Source organism: Olleya sp. KKT75 (assembly GCF_055635485.1).
Map to the genome: position 1 here is coordinate 2117241 of NZ_CM145759.1, position 21606 is coordinate 2138846.

Sequence of the window (21606 nt, forward strand, 5' to 3'; positions counted from 1 at the left end):
ATAATTTATTACCGCATCTCTTGCGGATAGTTATTTGGAAAAAATAGAGTAGATTTTCTGCATTTAATAACTCCGTTTATAATTATTAGTAAAATTCAGCGTTAGACCTATAGATTAATTTATCTTTGATTTATAATTTAAAAACAGTGTCAATGTTAGTAAAAAAACAGCTTACATTTTTTATAACCTTAGCGTTTTGTTTCCAATTATTTGGGCAACAATCCGCGGTGTATACAAGTAGTCTTGGAGATTACCAAAAAGCACTTCAGTTGTATAATAGTCAGCAATATTTAGCGTCTCAAAATTTGTTTAGTCAAATCAATAAAACGACGGATGACGAGAATGTACAAAGTAATTGTGCTTTTTATATTGCAAATGCTGCTATTAGATTAAACCAGCAAAATGCAGATGTATTAATGGAGCGTTTTGTGGAAGATTATCCAACTAGTACAAAACGTAATACTGCATTTGTAGATGTTGCAGAATATTACTTTACCAATGGTAAATATGCTTATGCACAAAAATGGTATGCAAAAGTGGACGAAGGGTCTTTGGCTAGAGCGGATAAAGAAGCTTATAACTTTAATAACGGATATGCATCGTTTACTACCAAAAACTATAAAGACGCCAGAAAGTATTTAACACGCGTAGAGACGTCTCAAAAATACGGGTCACAAGCCAAATATTATTTAGGATTTATGTCTTATGAAGGAGATGACTACGACGGAGCTAATAAGTATTTTGAGCAGGTTGGAGATGAAGAAAAGTATAAGGAAAAACTAAGTTACTATCAGGCAGATTTAAATTTTAAATTAGGGAAATTTGATAAAGCGATAGAGTTGGCTAAGTCTAAATTAGAAACTAGCGATAGAAATGAAGTTTCGGAATTAAATAAAATTATAGGAGAAAGTTATTTCAACCTAGAAAAGTATGACGAAGCTATTCCATACTTAACAGATTATAATGGTAAAAAAGGAAAGTGGAGTAATACGGATTACTACCAATTAGGATACGCGTATTACAAGCAAAAGGATTATGATAAAGCCATTTCAGAATTTAATAAAATTGTAAGTGCAGATAATAGTGTTGCCCAAAACGCATACTATCACTTAGGAGAAAGTTATGTTAATGTTGGTAAAAAACAAGAAGCATTAAATGCCTTCAGAAATGCATCGCAAATGGATTATGATTTAAAAATCCAGGAAGATGCTTGGTTAAACTATGCTAAGATTAGTTACCAAATTGGTAATGCGTATCAATCTGTACCGCAGGTTTTAAATGGGTATCTAGAAAAATATCCAAACACGCAATATAAAGAAGAAGTAGAAGGGTTGTTAATAGACTCTTACATTACCTCTAAAAATTATAAGGAAGCATTGGTTTTATTAAAAAATAAAAACAGTTTTGAAAGTAAAGTTGCTTATCAAAAAGTGGCTTTTTATAGAGGTTTAGAGTTGTTTAATGATAGTAAATATCAAGATGCAGAAGACCTTTTTGATAGTTCTTTAAAAGAACAGCAAGATCAAAAATATACCGCTAGAGCAACCTTCTGGAAAGCAGAGACAGATTATAACTTAACAAATTATGATGATGCTTTAATAGGGTTTAAACAATTTGCACAACAAAGCGGTGCGTCTGAGACTGTAGAGTATGAAAATTTAGATTACAATATTGCTTACACGTACTTTAAACAAAAAAATTATGGTCAAGCAACCACATATTTTAATCAGTTTATTCAAAAAAACAAAACAGATAAAGTTAGATTGAATGATGCATATTTACGTTTAGCGGATGGTTATTTTGTGTCCAGTCGTTATAACGAAGCGATTGCTGCTTACGATAACGCTATGCAAGTTGGAAAAATTGAAAACGATTATGCTTTTTTCCAAAAAGCAATGAGTTATGGTTACATTGGTAATGAGAGTAATCAGACCACTCAATTAGAACAATTTATTGCAAAATATCCAACCTCTAAATTGCGTGATGATGCGATGTATGCATTGGGTAATAGTTATGTAAAAGCAGGTAAAGATGATAAAGCTATTGGTATTTATAACCAATTAAAAAAGGAGTATAGTACAAGTCCTTTTACAAGCAAAGCGCAATTACGTCAAGGTTTAGTCTATTATAACGCTAATAAAAATCAACAAGCATTAACAACCTTTAAAGCGGTTGCAAGAGATTATCCAAGTACGCCAGAAGCAAATCAAGCGGTAGCAACAGCACGTTTAATTTATATAGATTTAGGTCAAGTAGATGAGTATGCTACTTGGGTTAGAACATTGGATTTTGTTGAGGTTACAGATGCCGATTTAGATAATGCAACTTACGAGGCTGCAGAGAAACAATATTTAGACGAAAACGTAAACGCAGCCATCAAACAATTTAATGGGTATTTAAACCAGTTTGCAAACGGATTGCATGCCACACAAGCACATTTTTACTTAGGTCAGCTATACTTTAAAAAAGATTTAAAGTCTAATGCAGAACCGCATTATGCATTTGTTGTCGGTAAGTCGCAAAGCGAATTCTCTGAAGAAGCATTATTACGTTTGTCTCAAATTCAATTAGATAAAAAAGATTGGAATGCAGTAATTCCAACTTTAAAACGATTAGAAGTAGAGGCTAACTTTCCGCAAAATAGTTTGTTTGCACAATCTAATTTAATGCAGGCTAATTACCAATTAGATAATTATAATCAAGCGGTCGCTTACGCGGAAAAAGTGCTTAGTAACCTTAATTTAGATAATAAAATAAGAAGTGATGCTTATGTTATAATTGCCCGTTCTGCTATTAAAACAAATGATCAAGCTAAAGCAAGAACAGCGTATGCACAAGTCGAAACATTTGCAACAGGCGAAACTGCAGCAGAAGCCTTATACTACAATGCTTATTTTAAAAATAAAGACGGATTGTATAACCAGTCTAACACGGTAACACAGCGTTTAGCAAAAGATTATTCTGGGTATAAATATTACGGAGCAAAAGGATTAGTTATAATGGCTAAAAACTTTTATGCTTTAGGAGATGCTTTTCAAGCAACGTATATACTTGAAAGTGTAATCAAAAACTTTAGCAATTTTGAGGATGTGAAAACAGAAGCACAAACAGAATTGACTAGAATAAAAGCAGAAGAAGCTAAAACAAATTCATCAGTAATTACTGAAGACTAAAATCAGCAATCAAGACAATCGCAATTCATAAATATAAATTATGTTTATTACAAAAAAACAAATCACTTTATTAATACCATCGTTATTAATTTCGGTCTTTGCATTAGCACAAGAAAGGGAAGGAGATACTATACAGACAGGTGTTATTGATGTAGTAAAACCATATACACCAACAATTTCTGATGCTTTTAAAGTTAAAGAAACACCATCGTTGGATGATACAGATACCGCAACAAAAAAAGACGTTAAATATAATATTTTCTCTTTTCCTGTGGCATCAACATTTACGCCTGCAAAAGGAAAAGCAGCGGTAGTAGATAAAGCTAAAAAAGTAAAATTATATAACAACTATGCTACATTGGGTGTGGGGACTTATACTACTATTTTAGGAGAGGCTTATTTAAATCATGCGATTGGTAGAGACCAGGCGTTTAGTGCATATATTGGGCATCACTCTTCTCAAGGAGATATAGATGATGTATTAACGGATAGTGGTTTTTCAGACTCTAAGCTTAATTTAAACTATACTAAAAACAATAGGGATTACACATGGTCTCTTTTAGGAGGTTTTCAACATGAAACCTATAATTGGTATGGTTTACAACAGCCTTTATTTAATCAAGCAACAGCAGATACATTAGATGTTGGTCATAGTTTTACTACTGCGCATGTTGGTGGAGATATTATGTTTGAAGATTCAGTTTTTAAATCAGGAAGTTTATTATTTAGACGTTTTGGTGACGATTATGGTTCTGGTGAAAATAGATTAGAAGTTAATGCTTTAGGAACGGTAGAGATTAGAGATAACGAAGTAGATGTAGAAGTCTTTGCAGATTACCTAGGCGGTAGTTTTGATAAAGCTTACGCAGTACCTACAGCGCTTAATTATGGTAATTTTATAGTAGGTGTAGCGCCAACTTTTAAATTAAATAATGATGACTTATCAGTAAGTTTAGGTGTTAAAGCGGTTTATTTAAATGATACAGAGGCTAGTCAAAGCAAATTTTTTATCTATCCAAATATTGCAGCTAGTTACAGATTAGTGGATGATGTTTTAATTGTGTTTGGAGGCGTAAAAGGTGGGTTAATACAAAACTCTTATTATGACTTTGCTGACGAGAACCAATTTGTGTCACCTAATTTATTTATAGCACCTACAGACCAACAATATAATGGATTTGCAGGGTTAAAAGGGAAATTGTCTAATGCTATGAGTTACACAGTTAGCGGAAGCTACAAATCAGAGAAAAATAAAGCGTTATTTGTTAATAATGATATCACGCAAACGTCAGAAGCTTATACCTACGGGAACTCTTTTGGTATTGCTTATGATGATGTAACAACGTTAAGTGTTGCTGCAGAATTAAACGTGGACATTAATCGTAATTTCACGCTAGGGATAAAAGGAGAATACTTTTCATATGATGCAAAAAATCAAATGGAAGCATGGAATTTACCAGATATAAAAGGATCTGTATTTGTAGATTATCAAATAAATCAACAGTGGTTTGCTGGAGCAAATTTATATTATATCGGAGAACGTAAAGACCAATTTAATATTCCAAGTTTAATAACGCCAATGACAGGAGTGGTTACTTTGGATGCTTATTTTGATGCTAACGCACATGTAGGATATCATATTAATGATCGTTTTTCTGTATTTGCTAAAGGAAATAATTTAGTAGGCGAATCTTATACAAAATGGCAAAATACACCAGTACAAGGCATTCAGTTTTTGGCAGGTGCGACGTATAAGTTTGATTTTTAGTTAAAATAATTCGGTTTAAAACCGAACACAAATAAAAGTTTAAAAAAGCCTCAATTAGAGGCTTTTTTTTATGCTTATATTTACGGAAAAATTTAAAATATGAAATTCACCAAAATCCTATTCTTATTTTTAGTCATAACATCTTGTGGTGTAGATAAGACAGATGTAGATACTATTATCACTAATGCTAATGTGTATACTGTAGATGCTAACTTTTCTAACGCAGAAGCTTTTGCTATTAAGGACGGTAAATTTGTGGCGGTGGGTAAAGCAGCAGATATTAAAAATAAATATAAAGCAAAAGCACTTATTGATGTTGCTGGTCAAACTGTTTTACCTGGTTTTATTGATGCACATTGCCATTTTTATGGACTTGGTTTAAACCAATTACAAGTTAATCTTAGGGATACAAAAAGTTATGATGACGTTATAAGTAAGGTTGTCGAATTTCAGAAAAAGAAACCTTCTAAATTTATAATAGGTAGAGGTTGGGATCAAAACGATTGGGACGTTAAAATATATCCTACTAAAGCAGAATTGGATAAATTATTTCCTAACACACCCGTGGCTTTAACTAGAATTGATGGTCACGCGATGATTTGTAATCAAGCAGCATTAAATTTAGCTAAAATCACAGAAAGTACAATTGCAGAAGGTGGAGAGATTTTAAAAGAAAACGGTAAACTTACCGGTCTTTTAATAGATAATCCAATGGAGTTGGTAGAAGCTATTTTTCCGGAGCCAACAAAACAACAACAAATAGATGCTTTGCTGGAGGCTCAAAAAATATGTACAGCTTTAGGATTAACTACGGTGTCTGACGCAGGATTAGATAAACAAGTCATAGAGTTGATTGACAGCTTACAGCAAGCTGGTACTTTGGATATGCGTGTTTATGCTATGATTAGTAACAAAAAGGCCAATTTAGACTACTATTTAAATAAAGGAAAAATCAAAACAAATCGTTTAAATGTGCAATCTGTTAAGGTTTACGCAGATGGAGCTTTAGGGTCTAGAGGTGCAGCGTTAAAGCAAGATTATTCGGACCAACATGATCATTTTGGCGCTTTAGTTATAGGTGTGGAGGCTTATCAAGATTTAGCAAAACAAATAGAAAAAGCGGGGTATCAAATGAATACGCATGCTATTGGAGATTCTGCTAACCGTTTTGTGTTACAGACATATGCTAAAACATTACAGTCAGAAAGTAACAGACGTTGGAGAGTAGAGCACGCACAGGTGATTACAGATAATGATTTTGAATATTTTAAAAACGAAAATATTATACCTTCAATCCAACCAACCCATGCTACAAGCGATATGTATTGGGCGGAAGACCGTTTAGGAAAAGAGAGAATTAAAGGCGCTTATGCTTATAAAACATTATTAGAAAAAAGTGGAAGAGTTGCTTTAGGTACAGATTTTCCGGTAGAGAGAGTTAGTCCATTTTTAACCTTTTACGCAGCAGTATCTAGACAAGACACTAACCAATATCCAGAAGGTGGTTTTAATAAAGAAAACGGGCTAACCAGAGAAGAGACTTTAAAAGGAATGACCATTTGGGCAGCATACTCTAATTTTGAAGAAACGGAAAAAGGAAGCATAGAAGTTGGTAAATATGCCGATTTTATTATCTTAGGCGATAATATAATGACCATTGATCAAAAAGAAATCCCAAACATCAAGGTAAAAGAAACATATATTAATGGCGTGGCACAGTAGTTGCTATTTTGTAATCACATAAACATATTTAAAATGAAAAAAATTATCGCATTAGTTTGCTTTTTAGCAATTGGGACATCAAGTTTTGCTCAAGTTGATCAATACAGTGAAGATGTTAAAACGTGTATAAAAAGTAATGGGACAATGACGTATTACGAAGGCGTAATAGATCAAATGTTTACAATGCTAGAAGAGCAGTTTGCATCTCAAGCAGTGCCTGCAACAGTTTGGACAGAGTTAAAAAATGAAAGAACTGATGCAATGAGCGAGTTGGCACAAATGGTAGTGTCTGCTTACAGAGCGCATTTTACACATAAAGACGTAAAAAACATGAACGCTTTATACGCAACCAAAGCAGGAAAAAACATGTTTAAACCAGAAGCTTTAACAGAAGGTGATAAAATTATTTTAACCGAATTTTACAAGAGTGATACCGGTCAAAAAATTGTAAGCTCTCAAGATTCAATGAATGAGTCTATGGGTGACATTTCTGTAATGTGGAGTGGTGATTTATATAAAAGAATGATTTCTAAACTGTCAGAAAAAGGATACGATCTTTAAATCGATAGCTTAGCCAAATAGTCATAATGCTCGCCTTCCGCGAGCATTTCGCATTTTAAGTCAATAGCAGTACACGCATCAAATAATAGTTTGTAATCAAGATATAACCATTTCATTGGGGCTTCTTTTTCGTCTTTATAACTTAAAAAGTAATCTAGTTCGCCATAATAATTAGCATTCATATCTTGCCAAAAACCACCATCTTCATCTAAATACATGTATTTTATATCGCTAGAATCTATTAATATATGACCGCCTTCATTTAATAAAGATTTTAAATGCAACAAATACGAGGAGACTTGATCTAAGGTTTGAAATATTCCGGTACCATTCATCAATAATAAAATAGTATCAAAAGTATCGGTTTCATCTAAAAGCGCTTTTTCTTCAATAGTAATTACACCTCGTGCTTTACTAACTGCAACAGCACCAGCAGACACATCAATAGCTTTAACGCTAAGCCCTTTACTTTGTAAATATAGACTGTGACTTCCAGAACCACAACCAACGTCTAAAATCTTACCTTTTGCTAAGTTTAACGCCTGTTGTTCTAACTTAGGCATAGCTTTATAATCTCTAAAAAGATAAGGAAGAGGTAACTCATCCTCATCAGATATGTTAGTAGACGTCATTAAGTCTTCTGTATAATTATTATTCTGATAATCTAATAAGGCTTTTCCGAAAAGGTCTTTCATTTAAAATACTATTTTTGTAACATGGAAGAATTTTTAAATGATCTCCCAAAGCTTGCCAAAGATAAGCATAAGGAAAATAAAACCTTTTTTACTAAGCTAAAAAAGAAAGCACCAAAGCAACTGGATTATATTATGCAAGAATTGCATGAAGCCGAATTTAAAAAAACGGATTGCTTAACGTGTGCCAACTGTTGTAAAACTACGGGACCTCTTTTTACAGATAAAGATGTGCAACGTATTGCTAAGCATTTTAGACAAAAACCACAACAATTTATTGACACTTACCTACGTCTAGACGAAGAAAATGATTACGTGTTACAGTCTGTACCGTGCACCTTTTTAGGAGCAGATAACTACTGTTCTATCTATGATGTGCGTCCTAAGGCTTGCGCCGAATTCCCGCATACTGACCGTAAAAAATTTCAGCAAATATCTAATTTAACGTTAAAAAACGTCGCTATTTGTCCCGCAGCATTTAATATTGTGGAAGAGATGAAAAAACGAATTAAATATTAATACAATTATTTTGTATTTTTAAGTATTATGAAAAAGCTTTTATTTACCCTATTATTAAGCGTTGCAACCATTACAAGTGCTATGGCACAAGAATGGTTGACCTCTTTAACCTTAGCAAAAAAATTAGCATTGTCTAAAAATAAGATGCTATTGGTTATTTGGGAAGATTCAGCAAATTATTCTTATCCCATAATATTAGAAGATACTGATGGGACTAAAGTGGTTACAGAATTGTTTGAAAGCGATGCTGTAAAAACGTTAGTATGGAAATATTTTGTACCTGTTATTATTAATGAGTCTATGTATCAGCAACTATTTGATAAGATAGATGGTAAACGTAACATGAGTTATATTAATCGTTTTAATGACGATAATGTAAAGGTTATGGATCCTAATGGTAATATTTTAGATTTGAGGACTGCGGACGAGTTTATGACGCAAGACTTGACTGCAATTATTAAAAAATATGCACTAGATACCTCTTTTTTGGAGGCAGAATTAAATAGTTATTTCGAAAATAAAAATTACGCAACAACTTTTAGACTAGCTAATAAATATTTAGATTTTGCTATTTATGCTGAAGATTTTGTAAAAGAAGAAATTATTATGCTGTCAAACATATATATGCTTGAGGCAGAAAATTTATTGCAAAATAGTGATTATGACACAAAAGAAGCATTGTTACAAAAGCACAAATTATTAAAGATAAAGGAAGCTTTAATATTAGGTAAAGATAATAAGGCACGCCGAATGTTGAAAAAATATACAGAGGAAGGCATTGATAAGATTAATGTTGCTTTGTTCGCATTTTTAAATTATGCAACCTATAGAAGTTTAGATAATATTGAGGAGGCACTTCCATGGAAAGCACAAGTGTTACAATCAGATTTAAATAAAGTTAAGTTTATTGTAAACAAATAGCATATCATTAATGGAATCTATAATTACATACTTCGAAACGATTCCATCTTCTCATAGGGTGTAAATATTAATAGTTGGGATCGTCTTTTGGGGACTTATATGACTTTGGATAGAGATCAAATTATTTATGGTGTAGACACCTTTCCGGACGAAGCCAAAAACAGTGAGCTATCACACTTGTTAAAGCAACCTTTTTATAAGTATAGAAACCCAACAACAGACTAATATTAAAGGGTTTTTGTAATATTTTGTTAAATAGTGTTGATACTATATAGACTTGGTACATTATTTGAATATATACTAATCAAATAAGCGATATATCTCTAAATCATTGATAATCAGATAAATTAACTATTCGTCGAATATTTTGTGACGTTCAGCTAATTTTAAGTAAATTAAAGGGAGTTTAATATGTATTAACACAAATTCATTTTAAATTTGTACTCCCTTACAACTGATTTTTAGCGTATCGATATAATTTAAAATTATGATTAGGCAAAAAATAACATACACACTCCTTGTTTTACTTATGGTAACTACTTCTGCGTTAGCGCAATCAAGAAGCAGAACTACTATTACAGAAAACGTAAATGCAACTAAAGCTGGTCTTGTCCATGTTCTAAATAGAACTGGAGATACGATCATTCTTAAAAGTAGCACTCAAATTTTTAGATTTAGTTTTTTATTCCACAGTCAAAAAGAATCTGTTTTAATGGATTTAGGAAGTAAAGAAGCTAGGATTCCGCTTCACCATTTTGAAGTAGGACGTTACACTGTTGTAGCGTATAGAGAAGATGCTGTATATCCAATTTCTTTAAACAGAATAGAATCTATAGCTAAACCAACAAATGCCATTGCGGATTTGGAGGAAGATGTTTTACGTGCAAGTTTACCTGCGGAAGAATTACTTAAAAGAAATATTAAGCCAAGAGGTTATAAAAAAGATGATACACGTTTAGCTAGTGCAAATTCTAAACCAAGCAGAGCAGAAAAAGAAGCTAAAGAAAGAGCTGAAAGAGAACGTATCCAAAGAGAGGGTGATGCTAAAGCTAAAAAAGAGCGTGCAGTAGCTGAGGTAAAAGAAAGAGAATTAAAAGAGCGTCTTAAAAAAGAAGCTGCGGATAAGTCTAGAAAAGAACACGCACTAGCAGAAGCCAACAGAGCGAAAGCAGCAAAAGATAAAGCTGACAAACAATTAGCCCAAATAGAAGCTAACCGTCAAGCAATTAAAGATAGAGAAATTGCAGAAGCAAAGCGTGAAAAGCAAAGAGCACTTGCTTTAGAAGAAGCAGAAAGAAAAAAGCAAGAGCGTGATGTTGCAGAGCATAACTCAGACAGATCTAGTGACCCAATAGAGGTAAAAGAAGTTAAGTACAATATTTCTGATATAAACAACGATGGTTTAGATAAGCAAACCAGAGAAGAATACAGAAAAGAAAACTTAAGACCTAACGGTAAAAAGTATGACGAATAACCGATATTATTTGTATAACAAATAAGGTTTTCGTTTAATCATAAAATCATTTAAGCCACTTGTCCAAGTGGCTTTTATTTTGTCTTCACTCCAACCAGCTTCAATCTGTTGTTGCAGTTTTTTAGTTCCAGCAAGTTTTGTAAAAAAGCCATTACTAACAAAAAATGTAGATGGGTTTGTCGTGTTTTTATAAGCAGTAATTAGATAACTTAAATTTAATGCACTTTGGTGTTTAACGTCACTTAAATTATAGCCATTACAGACTTTATTTTCATGTTTTGGATATTTTGCACCTTCATTTGGTTTAGGTGTAAATGTGTAGTGTGTTTTTGATAAAAAAGGAGAACCATATATTTGAAACTGCAAATCCGTACCACGTCCAGCACTTACATTTGTACCTTCAAAAAAGCATAAACTAGGATATAAGTTTATAGCTTGTGCATTAGGTAAGTTTGGAGATGGTTTAATAGGTAAGTCATAAGCTATTTGTCTAGTATAGTTTTTAACAGTAATAACCTTTAAGGCGCATTGTACGTTGTTTTTAAGCCAGTTTTCGCCATTAATCATTTGTGCATACTCTCCAATAGTCAAACCGTGTACAACAGGTACAGGATGCATACCTACAAAACTAGTATGTGCTTCCTCTAAAATAGGACCATCAATATAATGTCCATTTGGATTAGGTCTGTCTAAAACTATTAAAGTTTTGTTTTGTTCAGCACAAGCTTCCATAACATAATGTAAAGAAGAAATGTAAGTATAAAAACGCGCTCCAACATCTTGGATATCAAAAATCACGATGTCAAGGTCTTTTAATTGTGCAACACTTGGTTTTTTGTTACTACCATAAAGAGACACAATTGGTAACCCTGTTTTAGTATCAAAACCATCTTTAACAACTTCTCCTGCATCAGCTTTACCTCTAAAGCCATGTTCTGGAGCAAACACTTTTTTGACGTCAATATTTAAACGCACTAAAGAGTCTACAAGGTGTGTATAATTGTTACCTGAAGCGTTATCAGTTAAAACATTAAAAAGCACACTAGTTTGATTGGCTACAATACCAACACGTTGTCCTTTTAGTAAAGGTAAATATGCTTCGGTTTGATTAGCGCCAACTATTAAGGATTTGACTTCCTGAATCGGATTTTGTACCTCTGCTTTTAAAGTTGTAGTAACTGGTGTTTTTTCATTTGTATTTAAACTTGAATCTTGCTTTTTCATTCCGCAAGAAATTAATACTAAAACAAATAATAAAACTGTATTTTTGAAAACATTAAATCGCATAATCTAGTTTGAATTTCGAGTTTTTTATAGCTAAACGCATAATTGATAGTAAAGCGTATAAAAGTAGTATATCGGCACCAATAATAAAAATTGGTATCGTAGCAATTGCATTGGGTATTATTGTAATGATGATAGCTATTGCGACAGGAATTGGTTTACAGCAAAAAATTAGAGAAAAAGTAATTGCCTTTAATGGACACACTATTATCGAAAATTACGATACCAACAACTCACAAGAAAGCATAAGACCAATAACTACCCAACAAGATTTTTATCCCGAGTTTAAAAATATTCCAGAAGTAACACATGTCCAAGGTACAGCAACAAAATCAGGAATAATAAGATTAGAAAACGATTTTGAATATATTGTAATAAAAGGTGTTGGTGCAGATTATGATTGGCAATATTTTAAAGAATTTTTAATAGAAGGTAAATTACCCGATTACACAAAGGATATTAGTACCGATGTTTTAGTATCGCAATATCTGGCTAATAGGCTACAATTAAAATTAAACGACCGTATAAATACCTACTTTTTAAGGGAAGACTCTACCAAACCACCGCGCGGAGTAACATATAATATAGTTGGTGTTTACAATTCTGGTTTGCAAGAAATGGATCAGCTTTATGTTATTGGAGATATCAAACAAATCCAGCGTTTAAACAAATGGGATAGCGATCAAGTTGGACGTTTCGAAGTTTTTATAGAAGATTTTAATACATTAGAAGCTACGGGTAGCGCAATTTTTAAAGAAGTACCATCTACCTTAAATGCTAAAACCGTAGATAGAGTATACCCAATGATTTTTGAGTGGATTAAAATCTTTGATAATAACATATACGCTATCATTGGTATCATGATTTTAGTAGCAGGGATAAACATGATAACCGCATTATTAGTGCTAATTTTAGAACGCACACAAATGATTGGAATTTTAAAAGCCTTAGGAAGCGCCAATAATAGCATCCGTAAAATTTTCCTTTATAACGCAGCATATCTGATATTAAAAGGACTGTTTTGGGGTAATGTAATAGGGATAAGTTTACTAATGCTTCAAAAGTATTTTGGACTATTTCCATTAGATCCAAAAACCTATCATGTATCGGCAGTACCCGTTTATATAAACCTAGGTTATATAATAGCGTTAAATATTGGGACGTTTGTATTATGCCTATTAATGCTGTTAATACCATCTTATATAATTTCAAAAATTTCGCCTGTAAAGGCTATTAGATTTGATTAAATAATTTGGGCGTTACTGTTATCCTGATTTTAGATCAGGACAACCGTCAGGCTTTCACAACTCGCTCTCTGCGAGGAGCTCAAACAGATTGCTCAATCCTTAACGCGACCAACCAAAGTTCCATTCCAAAATAAATAATTTCGGTTTTAACTTTCAAGCTTTAACTTTTAACTTATTTTTGCAAAAGAAAAAAAAACAATAGATGCAATACGCAAATAACATATTAGAAACCATAGGTAATACACCACTAATTAAATTAAACAAGTTAACTGCAGAGTTACCATGTTTAGTATTATCTAAATACGAAACTTTTAACCCAGGAAACTCCGTTAAAGACCGTATGGCTTTACAAATGATAGAAGACGCAGAAGCAGATGGACGTCTTAAACCAGGAGGAACAATTATAGAAGGGACTTCAGGTAATACAGGAATGGGATTAGCATTAGCAGCCATAATAAAAGGATACAAATGTATTTTTGTAATGGCGGACAAACAAAGTAAAGAAAAAGTAGATATATTAAAAGCAGTAGGCGCAGAGGTAGTAGTTTGTCCAACAGCAGTGGAGCCAGATGATCCAAGATCTTACTATTCTGTATCAAAACGTTTAGGAGAAGAAACACCAAATAGCTGGTATGTTAACCAATATGATAACCCAAGTAATGCTAAAGCACATTACCAAAGTACAGGGCCAGAAATCTGGAAGCAAACAGATGGTAAAATCACACATTTTGTGGTTGGTGTAGGTACAGGAGGTACAATTTCTGGAGTTGGTAAATATTTAAAAGAACAAAATCCAAATATTAAAATCTGGGGAATTGATACTTACGGTTCTGTATTTAAAAAATACCATGAAACAGGGATTTTTGACGAAAAAGAAATCTATCCTTACGTAACAGAAGGTATCGGAGAAGATATCCTACCAAAAAACGTAGACTTTGATATTATTGATGGGTTTACTAAAGTAACAGATAAAGACGCAGCTGTGTATACACAAAGACTATCTAAAGAAGAAGGTATGTTTTTAGGTAATAGTGCAGGAGCAGCTATTAAAGGTGTGTTACAATTAAAAGAACACTTTACTAAAGATGATGTTGTGGTGGTATTATTCCATGATCATGGAAGTAGATACGTTGGAAAAATGTTTAATGACGATTGGATGCGTAAAATGGGTTACATAGAGTAGCACAAATGTTGCGTAAGCAAATTAAGTATATAAAAAAGCTCACAATTTTAATTGTGAGCTTTTTTGATATAACAAATACATGTAATCTATAATTCGTTTTTTTGTAGTTATGACACATAAATACTTAACTTTAATTGGTAACATGACATAGTTGCTGATTTTAATTTAGGCTTTATTTTTTCTTTCAAAAGCATTTTTAACTAACCCATTTACTGCTATCAAAGGGCTGATCTGTTAAATTTTTATTTCTAAATAAGATAATATTGGTTTGAATATTAATATTTTAGGGTTTGGCTTGATTTTGGCGTTTACCTTGTCAGTGCATTTAATCTATAATAATTACAGCATAAAAATTATGCAGAATGCACGTTTTAAATTTTATAATATAGTATGGATCAAGTAAAAGAAAACAACACAGTTAAAGTAAATTACACAGGAAAATTATCTGACGGGCAAATTTTTGATAGCTCAGAAGGAAGAGAGCCTTTAGAGTTTACTTTAGGTCAAGGACAATTAATTCCTGGATTTGAAAAAGGTGTGATTGATATGAAGTTGAACGAGAAAAAAACCATTACAATAGCTAAAGAAGAAGCTTATGGTGATGTTAACCCAGCTTTAATACAAGAAGTAAGCAAATCAGATTTACCTGAGGATATGACTCCTGCAGTAGGTATGGGCTTAGTGTCTAAAACAGAAGATGGTCGTGAAACTAATTTATTAGTAGTTGAGGTAAAAGACGAAACTATCGTGTTAGATGCAAATCACCCGTTAGCAGGTAAAGACCTTATTTTTGACCTTGAAGTTGTAGGTATTAAATAAGTCACTTATTTTATAATTAAAAACAGCCATTATTATATTTTGTATAATAATGGCTGTTTTTTTATGCTTCTTTTTAAGTCGTAAATTCTATTTTTTAAACGCGATACTTAATTAGCAATCAATAACAATATAATACCTATTAAAGCAGGTCCTGCTTGTATAAAAAATATTTTTTTAGAGACTGTTAATGCTGCATAAATACCAGCAACAGCAACACATCCTAAAAAGAAAATAGCAATATTGCTATACCATTCTTGATTAGTTATAAAAAAGGTCCAAATTAACCCCGCAGCCAAAAAACCATTATACAAACCTTGGTTTGCTGCCATGCTTTTAGTGGGTTTAAAGATCTCTTTCGGCAAGCTTTTAAAAACTTTACGTCCGGTAGTTTCCCATGCAAACATTTCAAAGTATAAAAAGTAGAGGTGTAGCGCTGCTACAATTGCAATAATTATTTTAATTAGTATATCCATAAGTTTAGTTTAAGCTGGTTATTATAAAATAGGTACTTTAAAAGACTTGATCTAAAAACATTTTAACTTGTTCTTGATTAGTCTTTAATAATTCTAGTCTTGCGTTTTCGGTGTCTTTTGGTTTTTTATCCTGAGACAATTTAAATTTTCCTTCCCATGTTTTTATTGTAATCTCAAATAATTTGATGTAATCTAGATTTTTATCTAGTCTTGGATTGTCCGCCTCTAATACATATTTATGATCAGGCGCTTCTAAAAAAGACGTCATGTCTATTAAAGATTGCTTTAATTCGGCTTTATTTTCAATACGTTGTACGGTCCCAGTTAAATGGACTTTAATATAATTCCAAGTTGGTAATTGAGTGGTTGTATAAATGCTTGGAGAGATATAACATTGTGGGCCAGAAAAAATAAGTGTCACTTCATTTAAATCCTTTAGTAATTCGGTTTGTGGATTATAAATGTCAATGTGACCAACTAGTTTACCATCAGATGCTCTGTAAATTAAAGGCAAGTGTGTAATTAATGGTGTGTTGTCTTTAACCGAAATAACAGTCGCTAAAGGATACGTTTTTATCACTTCTATTAAGTGTTTTTTGTCGCTATCTTGATGTTTTTTAGGAGGATACAAAGTTGTTGGCTGTTAGGTTATGTTTTTAATTTCATTTAAAAATCACAAAATATTATGTAGTTTTATAAAATGTCAGATAAAAGTACTTCATTTTCAATTAAAAATTGGTCTCAAGACGATCAACCTCGGGAAAAGTTATTATACAAAGGAAAAGCAACGTTAAGTGACGCGGAGTTAGTAGCTATATTAATAGGTTCAGGTAACAGAAGTGAAAGTGCGGTGTCTTTATGCAAGCGTATTTTAGCCAGTGTGGATAATAACTTAAGCGATCTTGGTAAACTTAGCATAAAGCAATTAATGGAATTTAAAGGTATTGGAGAGGCTAAAGCTATAAGTATTATTGCGGCTTTAGAACTTGGGAGACGTCGCAGAGGTGAAGAAGCGTTACAAAAAAAGAAAATCCAATCCAGTAAGTCTGTTTTCGAGCTAATGCAACCCGTTATTGGAGAGCTACCTCATGAAGAGTTTTGGATAGTCTATCTTAATAATTCTAATAAAGTAATCTACAAAAATCAACTTAGTAAAGGTGGCATAACAGGAACATTAGTAGATACGCGTTTAGTTTTAAAAACAGCCTTAGAGGTTGGTGCAGTAGGCTTAATTTTATCGCATAATCATCCATCTGGTACTTTAAAGCCAAGTCAAGCGGATAAGGATGTGACTTTAAAACTAAAAACAGCTGCACAAAGCTTAGATATAAAAGTATTGGACCATTTGATTATTACAGAAAACGCTTATTTTAGTTTTGCTGACGAGGGGATGCTTTAAAACACTAGTTTAAAGTGTAATGTATTGTCCAATATTAAATATCTATAATTAGAAGACCTGGTTTATGCATTTATATTTATAATGTAAGGCTTTTACTTTTGGAAATTCATATTTTTGATATTAGTAGACTGCTTACTAAATACAGAATACTACTTTCAAAATAAATGCTACTAGTTTACACACATAAAATAACACCAAGAGTCAAATATGTTTTTAAACAAATTTGCACTCGTGTTTTGGGCATACCTGTAAGTTTTACTACAACTATCGAAACCTTTATTGCGCACGATAGCCTAAAAATGTCCTACACAAGACAACCTTTAAGTAACGAGATTTTTATACGTAGTAATGAGTTATTGTTTGAACAAGGTTTGTCAGACATAGATATTGCTGTGCTACCTTGGGAGGACACCAAGTGTTTTTTTACTGCAGGAGATAAAAGTGCATTACCATTTGATATTTTTGCAGCTTCGTTTTATTTATTAAGTCGCTATGAAGAGTATTTACCACATGTAAAGGATCAATATGGGCGTTTTACTGCACAAGAGAGTATAGCCTTTAAAAATAATTTTCTGGATCAACCAGTCGTAGATATTTGGGCTTATAAATTTAAACATCTATTAGAAAGTAATTATCCTGATTTTGTTTTTCCAGAACAAGTATATACCGTTAAACCGGTTATAGATGTACCTGTGGCTTATGAGTATAAGTTAAAAGGCGTCATGCGTACTTTAGGTGGGACGTTTAAAGATGTATTTACTTTTAAATTTAAACGATTTTATCAACGTTATTCTGTTTTAAGTGGATTTAAACGGGACCCTTTTGATACTTATAAATATATTATTAATAAGCAAAAATCTTCAAAATATAAATTTGTATTTTTCTTTTTGTTAGGCGATTTTTCGACCTACGATAAAAATATAAATCCCCAAAAACAAAAGTTTGTATCGCTTATAAAGCACGTGGCAGATTATTGCCAAGTCGGTATAAAAACATCATTTTTCGCATTAACAAATTTAGAGTTGTTAAAGGAAGAGAAAGTTAGGATGGAAGCCATTATAAATACGGCTATTGTTGGCTCTAGGCAATCGTTTTCTAAAGTAAATTTACCAGAGTCTTACCGTAATTTAGTAGAGTTAGAAATCCCTGAAGACTACACCATGGGTTATGTCAATCACTTAGGCTTTAGAGCCGGAACATGTACTCCTTTTTTATTTTTTGACTTAGATTTTGAAGTTCAAACGCCTTTAAAAATAGTGCCCTATCAAGCGTTAGATTTTGCTTTTTTAAAATACCATTCGTTATTAGATAAGGAACAAGCTTTAAAACGACTAATAAGCAGTATCAAAAAAGTAAACGGAACATTTGTACCCGTATTTCATAATTATACGTTTAGCAAACAAGACCGTTGGAAACATTTTAAAACCCTTTTTAATATAATATTGGATGCCAAAAACAAATAAAGTAGAACACGTTTTTTTCGATTTAGATCATACCCTTTGGGACTTTGATAAAAACTCAGCTTTAACCTTTGAGTTTATTTTTAAAAAGCATAATGTAACTGCTAGTTTAACGGATTTTTTAAGTTTTTACGAACCCATAAATCTTAAATACTGGAAATTATACAGAGACGAAAAAGTAACCAAAGAAGATTTACGTTATAATAGGTTAAAGGAAACTTTTGATGCGTTACAGTTTACTGTAGAAGATCAAATAATCCATCAGTTATCAGAAGATTACATTACTTTTTTATCTAGTTTTAATCATGTTTATGATGGTACTTATCAAATTTTGGATTACCTAAAAACAAAGTATAAATTACACATAATAACAAACGGATTTAAAGAGGCGCAAACTAATAAATTAAAAAGCTCCAAATTGGATCACTACTTTGAAACGGTGACTAGTGCAGAAAGCGCAGGCGTTAAAAAACCTAACCCTCAAATTTTTAATCATGCTTTAAATTCGGCTAAAGCCGAAACAAAAAATAGTATTATGATTGGAGATAATTACGAAGCAGATATATTGGGTGCTTTAAATATAGGTTTAGATGCCATCTGTTTTAATTACCACAACGTACAAGAGCAACCAGATATTAAATTTGTAAACCACTTATTAGACATTAAAAAATATTTATAACATGAAATTTCAACATAAAATAACAGCTTTAGTAATCTTCTTATTTACTTTTTCAATCGCTTTAAATGCACAAGAACAGTTAAACGATTATAAATACATTGTGGTGCCGGAACAGTTTTCTTGTCAAAAAAACGCTAACGATTACCAATTAAATGGACTAACTCAGTTTTTATTACGCAAGCAAAACTTTATAGTTTTTCTGGAGTCAGAAAGTTTACCAGAAGATGCTGTTAAAAATGGATGTTTAGTGGTTTATGCAGATGTGACTGAACATAGTAATATGTTTAAAACAAAGCTAACAATTAATTTTAGAAATTGCAATAATCAGGTTGTATTTACCTCGGAAGAGGGGATTTCTTCTGATAAGCAATATAAAGTAGCTTACAATGTTGCTTTACGTAATACAATTAAAACCTTTCAAAATTTTAAGCATAACTATAAAGCAAAAAAGGTAAGTCAACCATTAGTTTTAGAGGAAGAAGATACGCCTGATACAATAGTTAAGCCTCAAGAAAAAACACCAAATACAGTATTAAAAACAGTGGTTGAGACCACTAATTTAAAAGTCTCTAAAAAGGATTTGTATACAGCAGAATTGATCCCAGGTTCAGTATTTTGTTATCAATTAAAAACGGATAATAACACTATCGCTTACACCATTTTGTTTTCAGGAAAAGAAGATGTTTATGTTGTAAAAGGAATGGATGCTGTTATTTATAAAATGAATGCGCAATGGATTTTAGCACAGTATAAAAATGATACTTTAGTGACTAAAGCAATTAATATCCAGTTTTAGTATCCATATTTTTCTTTCCAACGTGATTTTAAAAAGTCACGTTGGGCATTTTCCCTAGCATTATTTCCGGGTTCGTATAATCTTGTATTACTAACCTCTTTTGGCAAAAATTCTTGACTAGCAAAATTATTTTCATAATTATGGCTGTATTTATAGTCTTCTCCATAACCAATCTCTTTCATTAATTTAGTCGGTGCATTTCTAATATTTAAAGGCACACTTAAATCGCCCGTTTGTTTAACCAATTGTTGCGCGTGGTTTATTGCCATATAAGCAGCATTACTTTTTGGCGAACATGCTAAATATGTAGCACATTGACTTAAAATAATTCTTGATTCAGGATAACCAATTGTGGTTACTGCCTGAAACGTTGTATTTGCCATAACCAAAGCAGTCGGGTTAGCATTGCCAATATCTTCGCTAGCCAGGATTAATAAACGACGAGCAATAAATTTAACATCCTCACCACCTTCAACCATTCTAGCCAAATAGTAAACAGCCGCATTAGGATCGCTTCCTCTAATAGATTTTATAAATGCCGATACTATATCATAATGTTGCTCTCCCGTTTTATCATAACGTACCGTATTATTTTGGACCTTCTCCAAAACCATTGCATCAGTAATAGTAATCACATCTTTAACGTCACTATTAACCACCAATTCAAAGATGTTTAATAATTTTCTGGCATCTCCACCAGATAAGCGCAGTAAAGCATTAGTTTCTTCTAGTTTTATGTTCTTTTTAGACAAGAACTCGTCTTTTTCAATTGCACGCTTTAAAAGGGCTTCTAAATCGCTTTTTTCAAAAGCTTTTAAAATATAAACCTGACAGCGTGACAATAATGCAGAGATAACTTCAAAGCTTGGGTTTTCTGTAGTAGCCCCAATTAATGTGACCCAACCTTTCTCTACAGCCTGAAGCAAACTATCTTGTTGCGATTTACTAAATCTATGAATTTCGTCAATAAATAATATGGGATTTTTAGCAGTAAAAAGCCCACCACTATTTTTGGCCTTTTCAATAACCTCTCGCACATCTTTAACACCAGAACTTATCGCACTTAAAGTATAAAAAGGACGTTTAGAAGTAGTCGCAATAATATTGGCTAATGTTGTTTTTCCAATACCAGGAGGGCCCCAAAGGATCATACTAGGTATAATTCCTTGATTAATATGGCTAGTTAAAGTTCCATTTGGTCCTACTAAGTGTGATTGACTGATGTAGTCGTCTAGGGTTTGTGGACGTAATCTTTCTGCTAAAGGCGTGTTCATAATGTAAAATTAAATTAAATTTTGTTTTGGCGTGCCTTTTTTGCTCATTCTTCACAAAAAAGTCAGGCTTTCACTACTCAATCTTTTTGCTTAGGCAAAAAGGATTTCAGACAACCCGTTCAATCCTTCACGCAGTATGCGACTGACATTATTGCAATACAG

General features: G+C 32.4%; 19 protein-coding genes and 1 pseudogene. 15 read left to right on the top strand and 5 right to left on the bottom strand.

Features of this window, described 5'->3' with window-relative positions; translation table 11 throughout:
- The first annotated feature begins 152 nt into the window (after positions 1–152).
- The 4 genes from ACZ2G2_RS09335 (at position 153) to ACZ2G2_RS09350 (ending at position 7224) form a co-directional block, all read left to right on the top strand.
- The gene (locus ACZ2G2_RS09335) at positions 153–3173 is read left to right on the top strand and encodes a tetratricopeptide repeat protein (RefSeq protein WP_470391927.1); all 3021 of its coding nucleotides are present in this window, start codon (positions 153–155) and stop codon (positions 3171–3173) included.
- A gap of 40 nt (positions 3174–3213) precedes the next feature.
- The gene (locus tag ACZ2G2_RS09340; RefSeq protein WP_470391928.1) at positions 3214–4941 is read left to right on the top strand and encodes a TonB-dependent receptor; all 1728 of its coding nucleotides are present in this window, start codon (positions 3214–3216) and stop codon (positions 4939–4941) included.
- A gap of 99 nt (positions 4942–5040) precedes the next feature.
- A complete protein-coding gene (locus tag ACZ2G2_RS09345; RefSeq protein ID WP_470391929.1) occupies positions 5041–6663 on the top strand; it encodes an amidohydrolase in 1623 nt (540 codons plus the stop codon).
- A 33-nt stretch (positions 6664–6696) separates the two neighbouring features.
- On the top strand, positions 6697–7224 hold the full coding sequence (locus ACZ2G2_RS09350; RefSeq protein ID WP_470391930.1) for a DUF2059 domain-containing protein: 528 nt from the start codon (positions 6697–6699) through the stop codon (positions 7222–7224).
- On the opposite strand, the gene ACZ2G2_RS09355 is transcribed toward ACZ2G2_RS09350, so the two are convergent.
- On the bottom strand, positions 7221–7919 hold the full coding sequence (locus ACZ2G2_RS09355) for a class I SAM-dependent methyltransferase (RefSeq protein ID WP_470391931.1): 699 nt from the start codon (positions 7917–7919) through the stop codon (positions 7221–7223). The two genes, ACZ2G2_RS09350 and ACZ2G2_RS09355, sit on opposite strands and share 4 nt — an antisense overlap.
- Positions 7920–7940: 21 nt before the next feature.
- Here ACZ2G2_RS09355 and ACZ2G2_RS09360 point away from each other — a divergent pair, with 21 nt between their 5' ends.
- The 4 genes and pseudogenes from ACZ2G2_RS09360 to ACZ2G2_RS09375 all read left to right on the top strand — a co-directional run bounded on the left by ACZ2G2_RS09360 (position 7941) and on the right by ACZ2G2_RS09375 (position 10830).
- Entirely contained in the window at positions 7941–8435 is a 495-nt protein-coding gene (locus ACZ2G2_RS09360) for a YkgJ family cysteine cluster protein (protein ID WP_090841341.1), read from the top strand.
- A gap of 27 nt (positions 8436–8462) precedes the next feature.
- Positions 8463–9356 carry a hypothetical protein gene (locus ACZ2G2_RS09365; RefSeq protein WP_470391932.1) on the top strand — a complete coding sequence of 298 codons (894 nt, stop codon included), beginning with the start codon at positions 8463–8465 and terminating at the stop codon, positions 9354–9356.
- A gap of 75 nt (positions 9357–9431) precedes the next feature.
- Positions 9432–9581, top strand: a pseudogene (locus ACZ2G2_RS09370) (sterol desaturase family protein); the annotation flags it as partial.
- Positions 9582–9843: 262 nt separating this feature from the next.
- Entirely contained in the window at positions 9844–10830 is a 987-nt protein-coding gene (locus ACZ2G2_RS09375; protein WP_470391933.1) for a hypothetical protein, read from the top strand.
- A gap of 6 nt (positions 10831–10836) precedes the next feature.
- On the opposite strand, the gene ACZ2G2_RS09380 is transcribed toward ACZ2G2_RS09375, so the two are convergent.
- The gene (locus tag ACZ2G2_RS09380; RefSeq protein ID WP_470391934.1) at positions 10837–12117 is read right to left on the bottom strand and encodes an exo-beta-N-acetylmuramidase NamZ family protein; all 1281 of its coding nucleotides are present in this window, start codon (positions 12115–12117) and stop codon (positions 10837–10839) included.
- 8 nt (positions 12118–12125) lie between these two features.
- Here ACZ2G2_RS09380 and ACZ2G2_RS09385 point away from each other — a divergent pair, with 8 nt between their 5' ends.
- The 3 genes from ACZ2G2_RS09385 to ACZ2G2_RS09395 all read left to right on the top strand — a co-directional run bounded on the left by ACZ2G2_RS09385 (position 12126) and on the right by ACZ2G2_RS09395 (position 15363).
- Positions 12126–13361, top strand: coding sequence for an ABC transporter permease (locus tag ACZ2G2_RS09385; RefSeq protein ID WP_470391935.1), 1236 nt, complete (start codon positions 12126–12128; stop codon positions 13359–13361).
- Positions 13362–13563: 202 nt separating this feature from the next.
- On the top strand, positions 13564–14544 hold the full coding sequence (locus tag ACZ2G2_RS09390; RefSeq protein ID WP_101203376.1) for a PLP-dependent cysteine synthase family protein: 981 nt from the start codon (positions 13564–13566) through the stop codon (positions 14542–14544).
- Between the two features lie 390 nt (positions 14545–14934).
- Entirely contained in the window at positions 14935–15363 is a 429-nt protein-coding gene (locus ACZ2G2_RS09395) for an FKBP-type peptidyl-prolyl cis-trans isomerase (RefSeq protein WP_090841328.1), read from the top strand.
- A gap of 107 nt (positions 15364–15470) precedes the next feature.
- Here the strand turns inward: ACZ2G2_RS09395 and ACZ2G2_RS09400 are convergent, their stop codons facing one another.
- A complete protein-coding gene (locus ACZ2G2_RS09400; protein ID WP_470391936.1) occupies positions 15471–15836 on the bottom strand; it encodes a DUF1304 domain-containing protein in 366 nt (121 codons plus the stop codon).
- A 37-nt stretch (positions 15837–15873) separates the two neighbouring features.
- Positions 15874–16467, bottom strand: coding sequence for an FMN-binding negative transcriptional regulator (locus tag ACZ2G2_RS09405; protein ID WP_470391937.1), 594 nt, complete (start codon positions 16465–16467; stop codon positions 15874–15876).
- A gap of 69 nt (positions 16468–16536) precedes the next feature.
- On the opposite strand from ACZ2G2_RS09405, the gene radC reads away from it, so the two are divergent.
- The 4 genes from radC (at position 16537) to ACZ2G2_RS09425 (ending at position 20170) form a co-directional block, all read left to right on the top strand.
- Positions 16537–17235, top strand: a complete 699-nt coding sequence (gene radC / locus ACZ2G2_RS09410) for a RadC family protein (protein ID WP_090841321.1) — start codon at positions 16537–16539, stop codon at positions 17233–17235.
- A 164-nt stretch (positions 17236–17399) separates the two neighbouring features.
- Positions 17400–18698, top strand: a complete 1299-nt coding sequence (locus ACZ2G2_RS09415; RefSeq protein ID WP_090841320.1) for a polysaccharide deacetylase family protein — start codon at positions 17400–17402, stop codon at positions 18696–18698.
- Entirely contained in the window at positions 18682–19374 is a 693-nt protein-coding gene (locus tag ACZ2G2_RS09420) for a YjjG family noncanonical pyrimidine nucleotidase (RefSeq protein ID WP_470391938.1), read from the top strand. Before ACZ2G2_RS09415 ends, ACZ2G2_RS09420 begins: the two co-directional genes overlap by 17 nt.
- 1 nt (position 19375) lies before the next feature.
- Positions 19376–20170, top strand: a complete 795-nt coding sequence (locus tag ACZ2G2_RS09425) for a hypothetical protein (RefSeq protein ID WP_470391939.1) — start codon at positions 19376–19378, stop codon at positions 20168–20170.
- Here the strand turns inward: ACZ2G2_RS09425 and ACZ2G2_RS09430 are convergent.
- The gene (locus tag ACZ2G2_RS09430; protein ID WP_470391940.1) at positions 20167–21444 is read right to left on the bottom strand and encodes a replication-associated recombination protein A; all 1278 of its coding nucleotides are present in this window, start codon (positions 21442–21444) and stop codon (positions 20167–20169) included. The genes ACZ2G2_RS09425 and ACZ2G2_RS09430 overlap by 4 nt on opposite strands.
- Between the last annotated feature and the right edge of the window lie 162 nt (positions 21445–21606).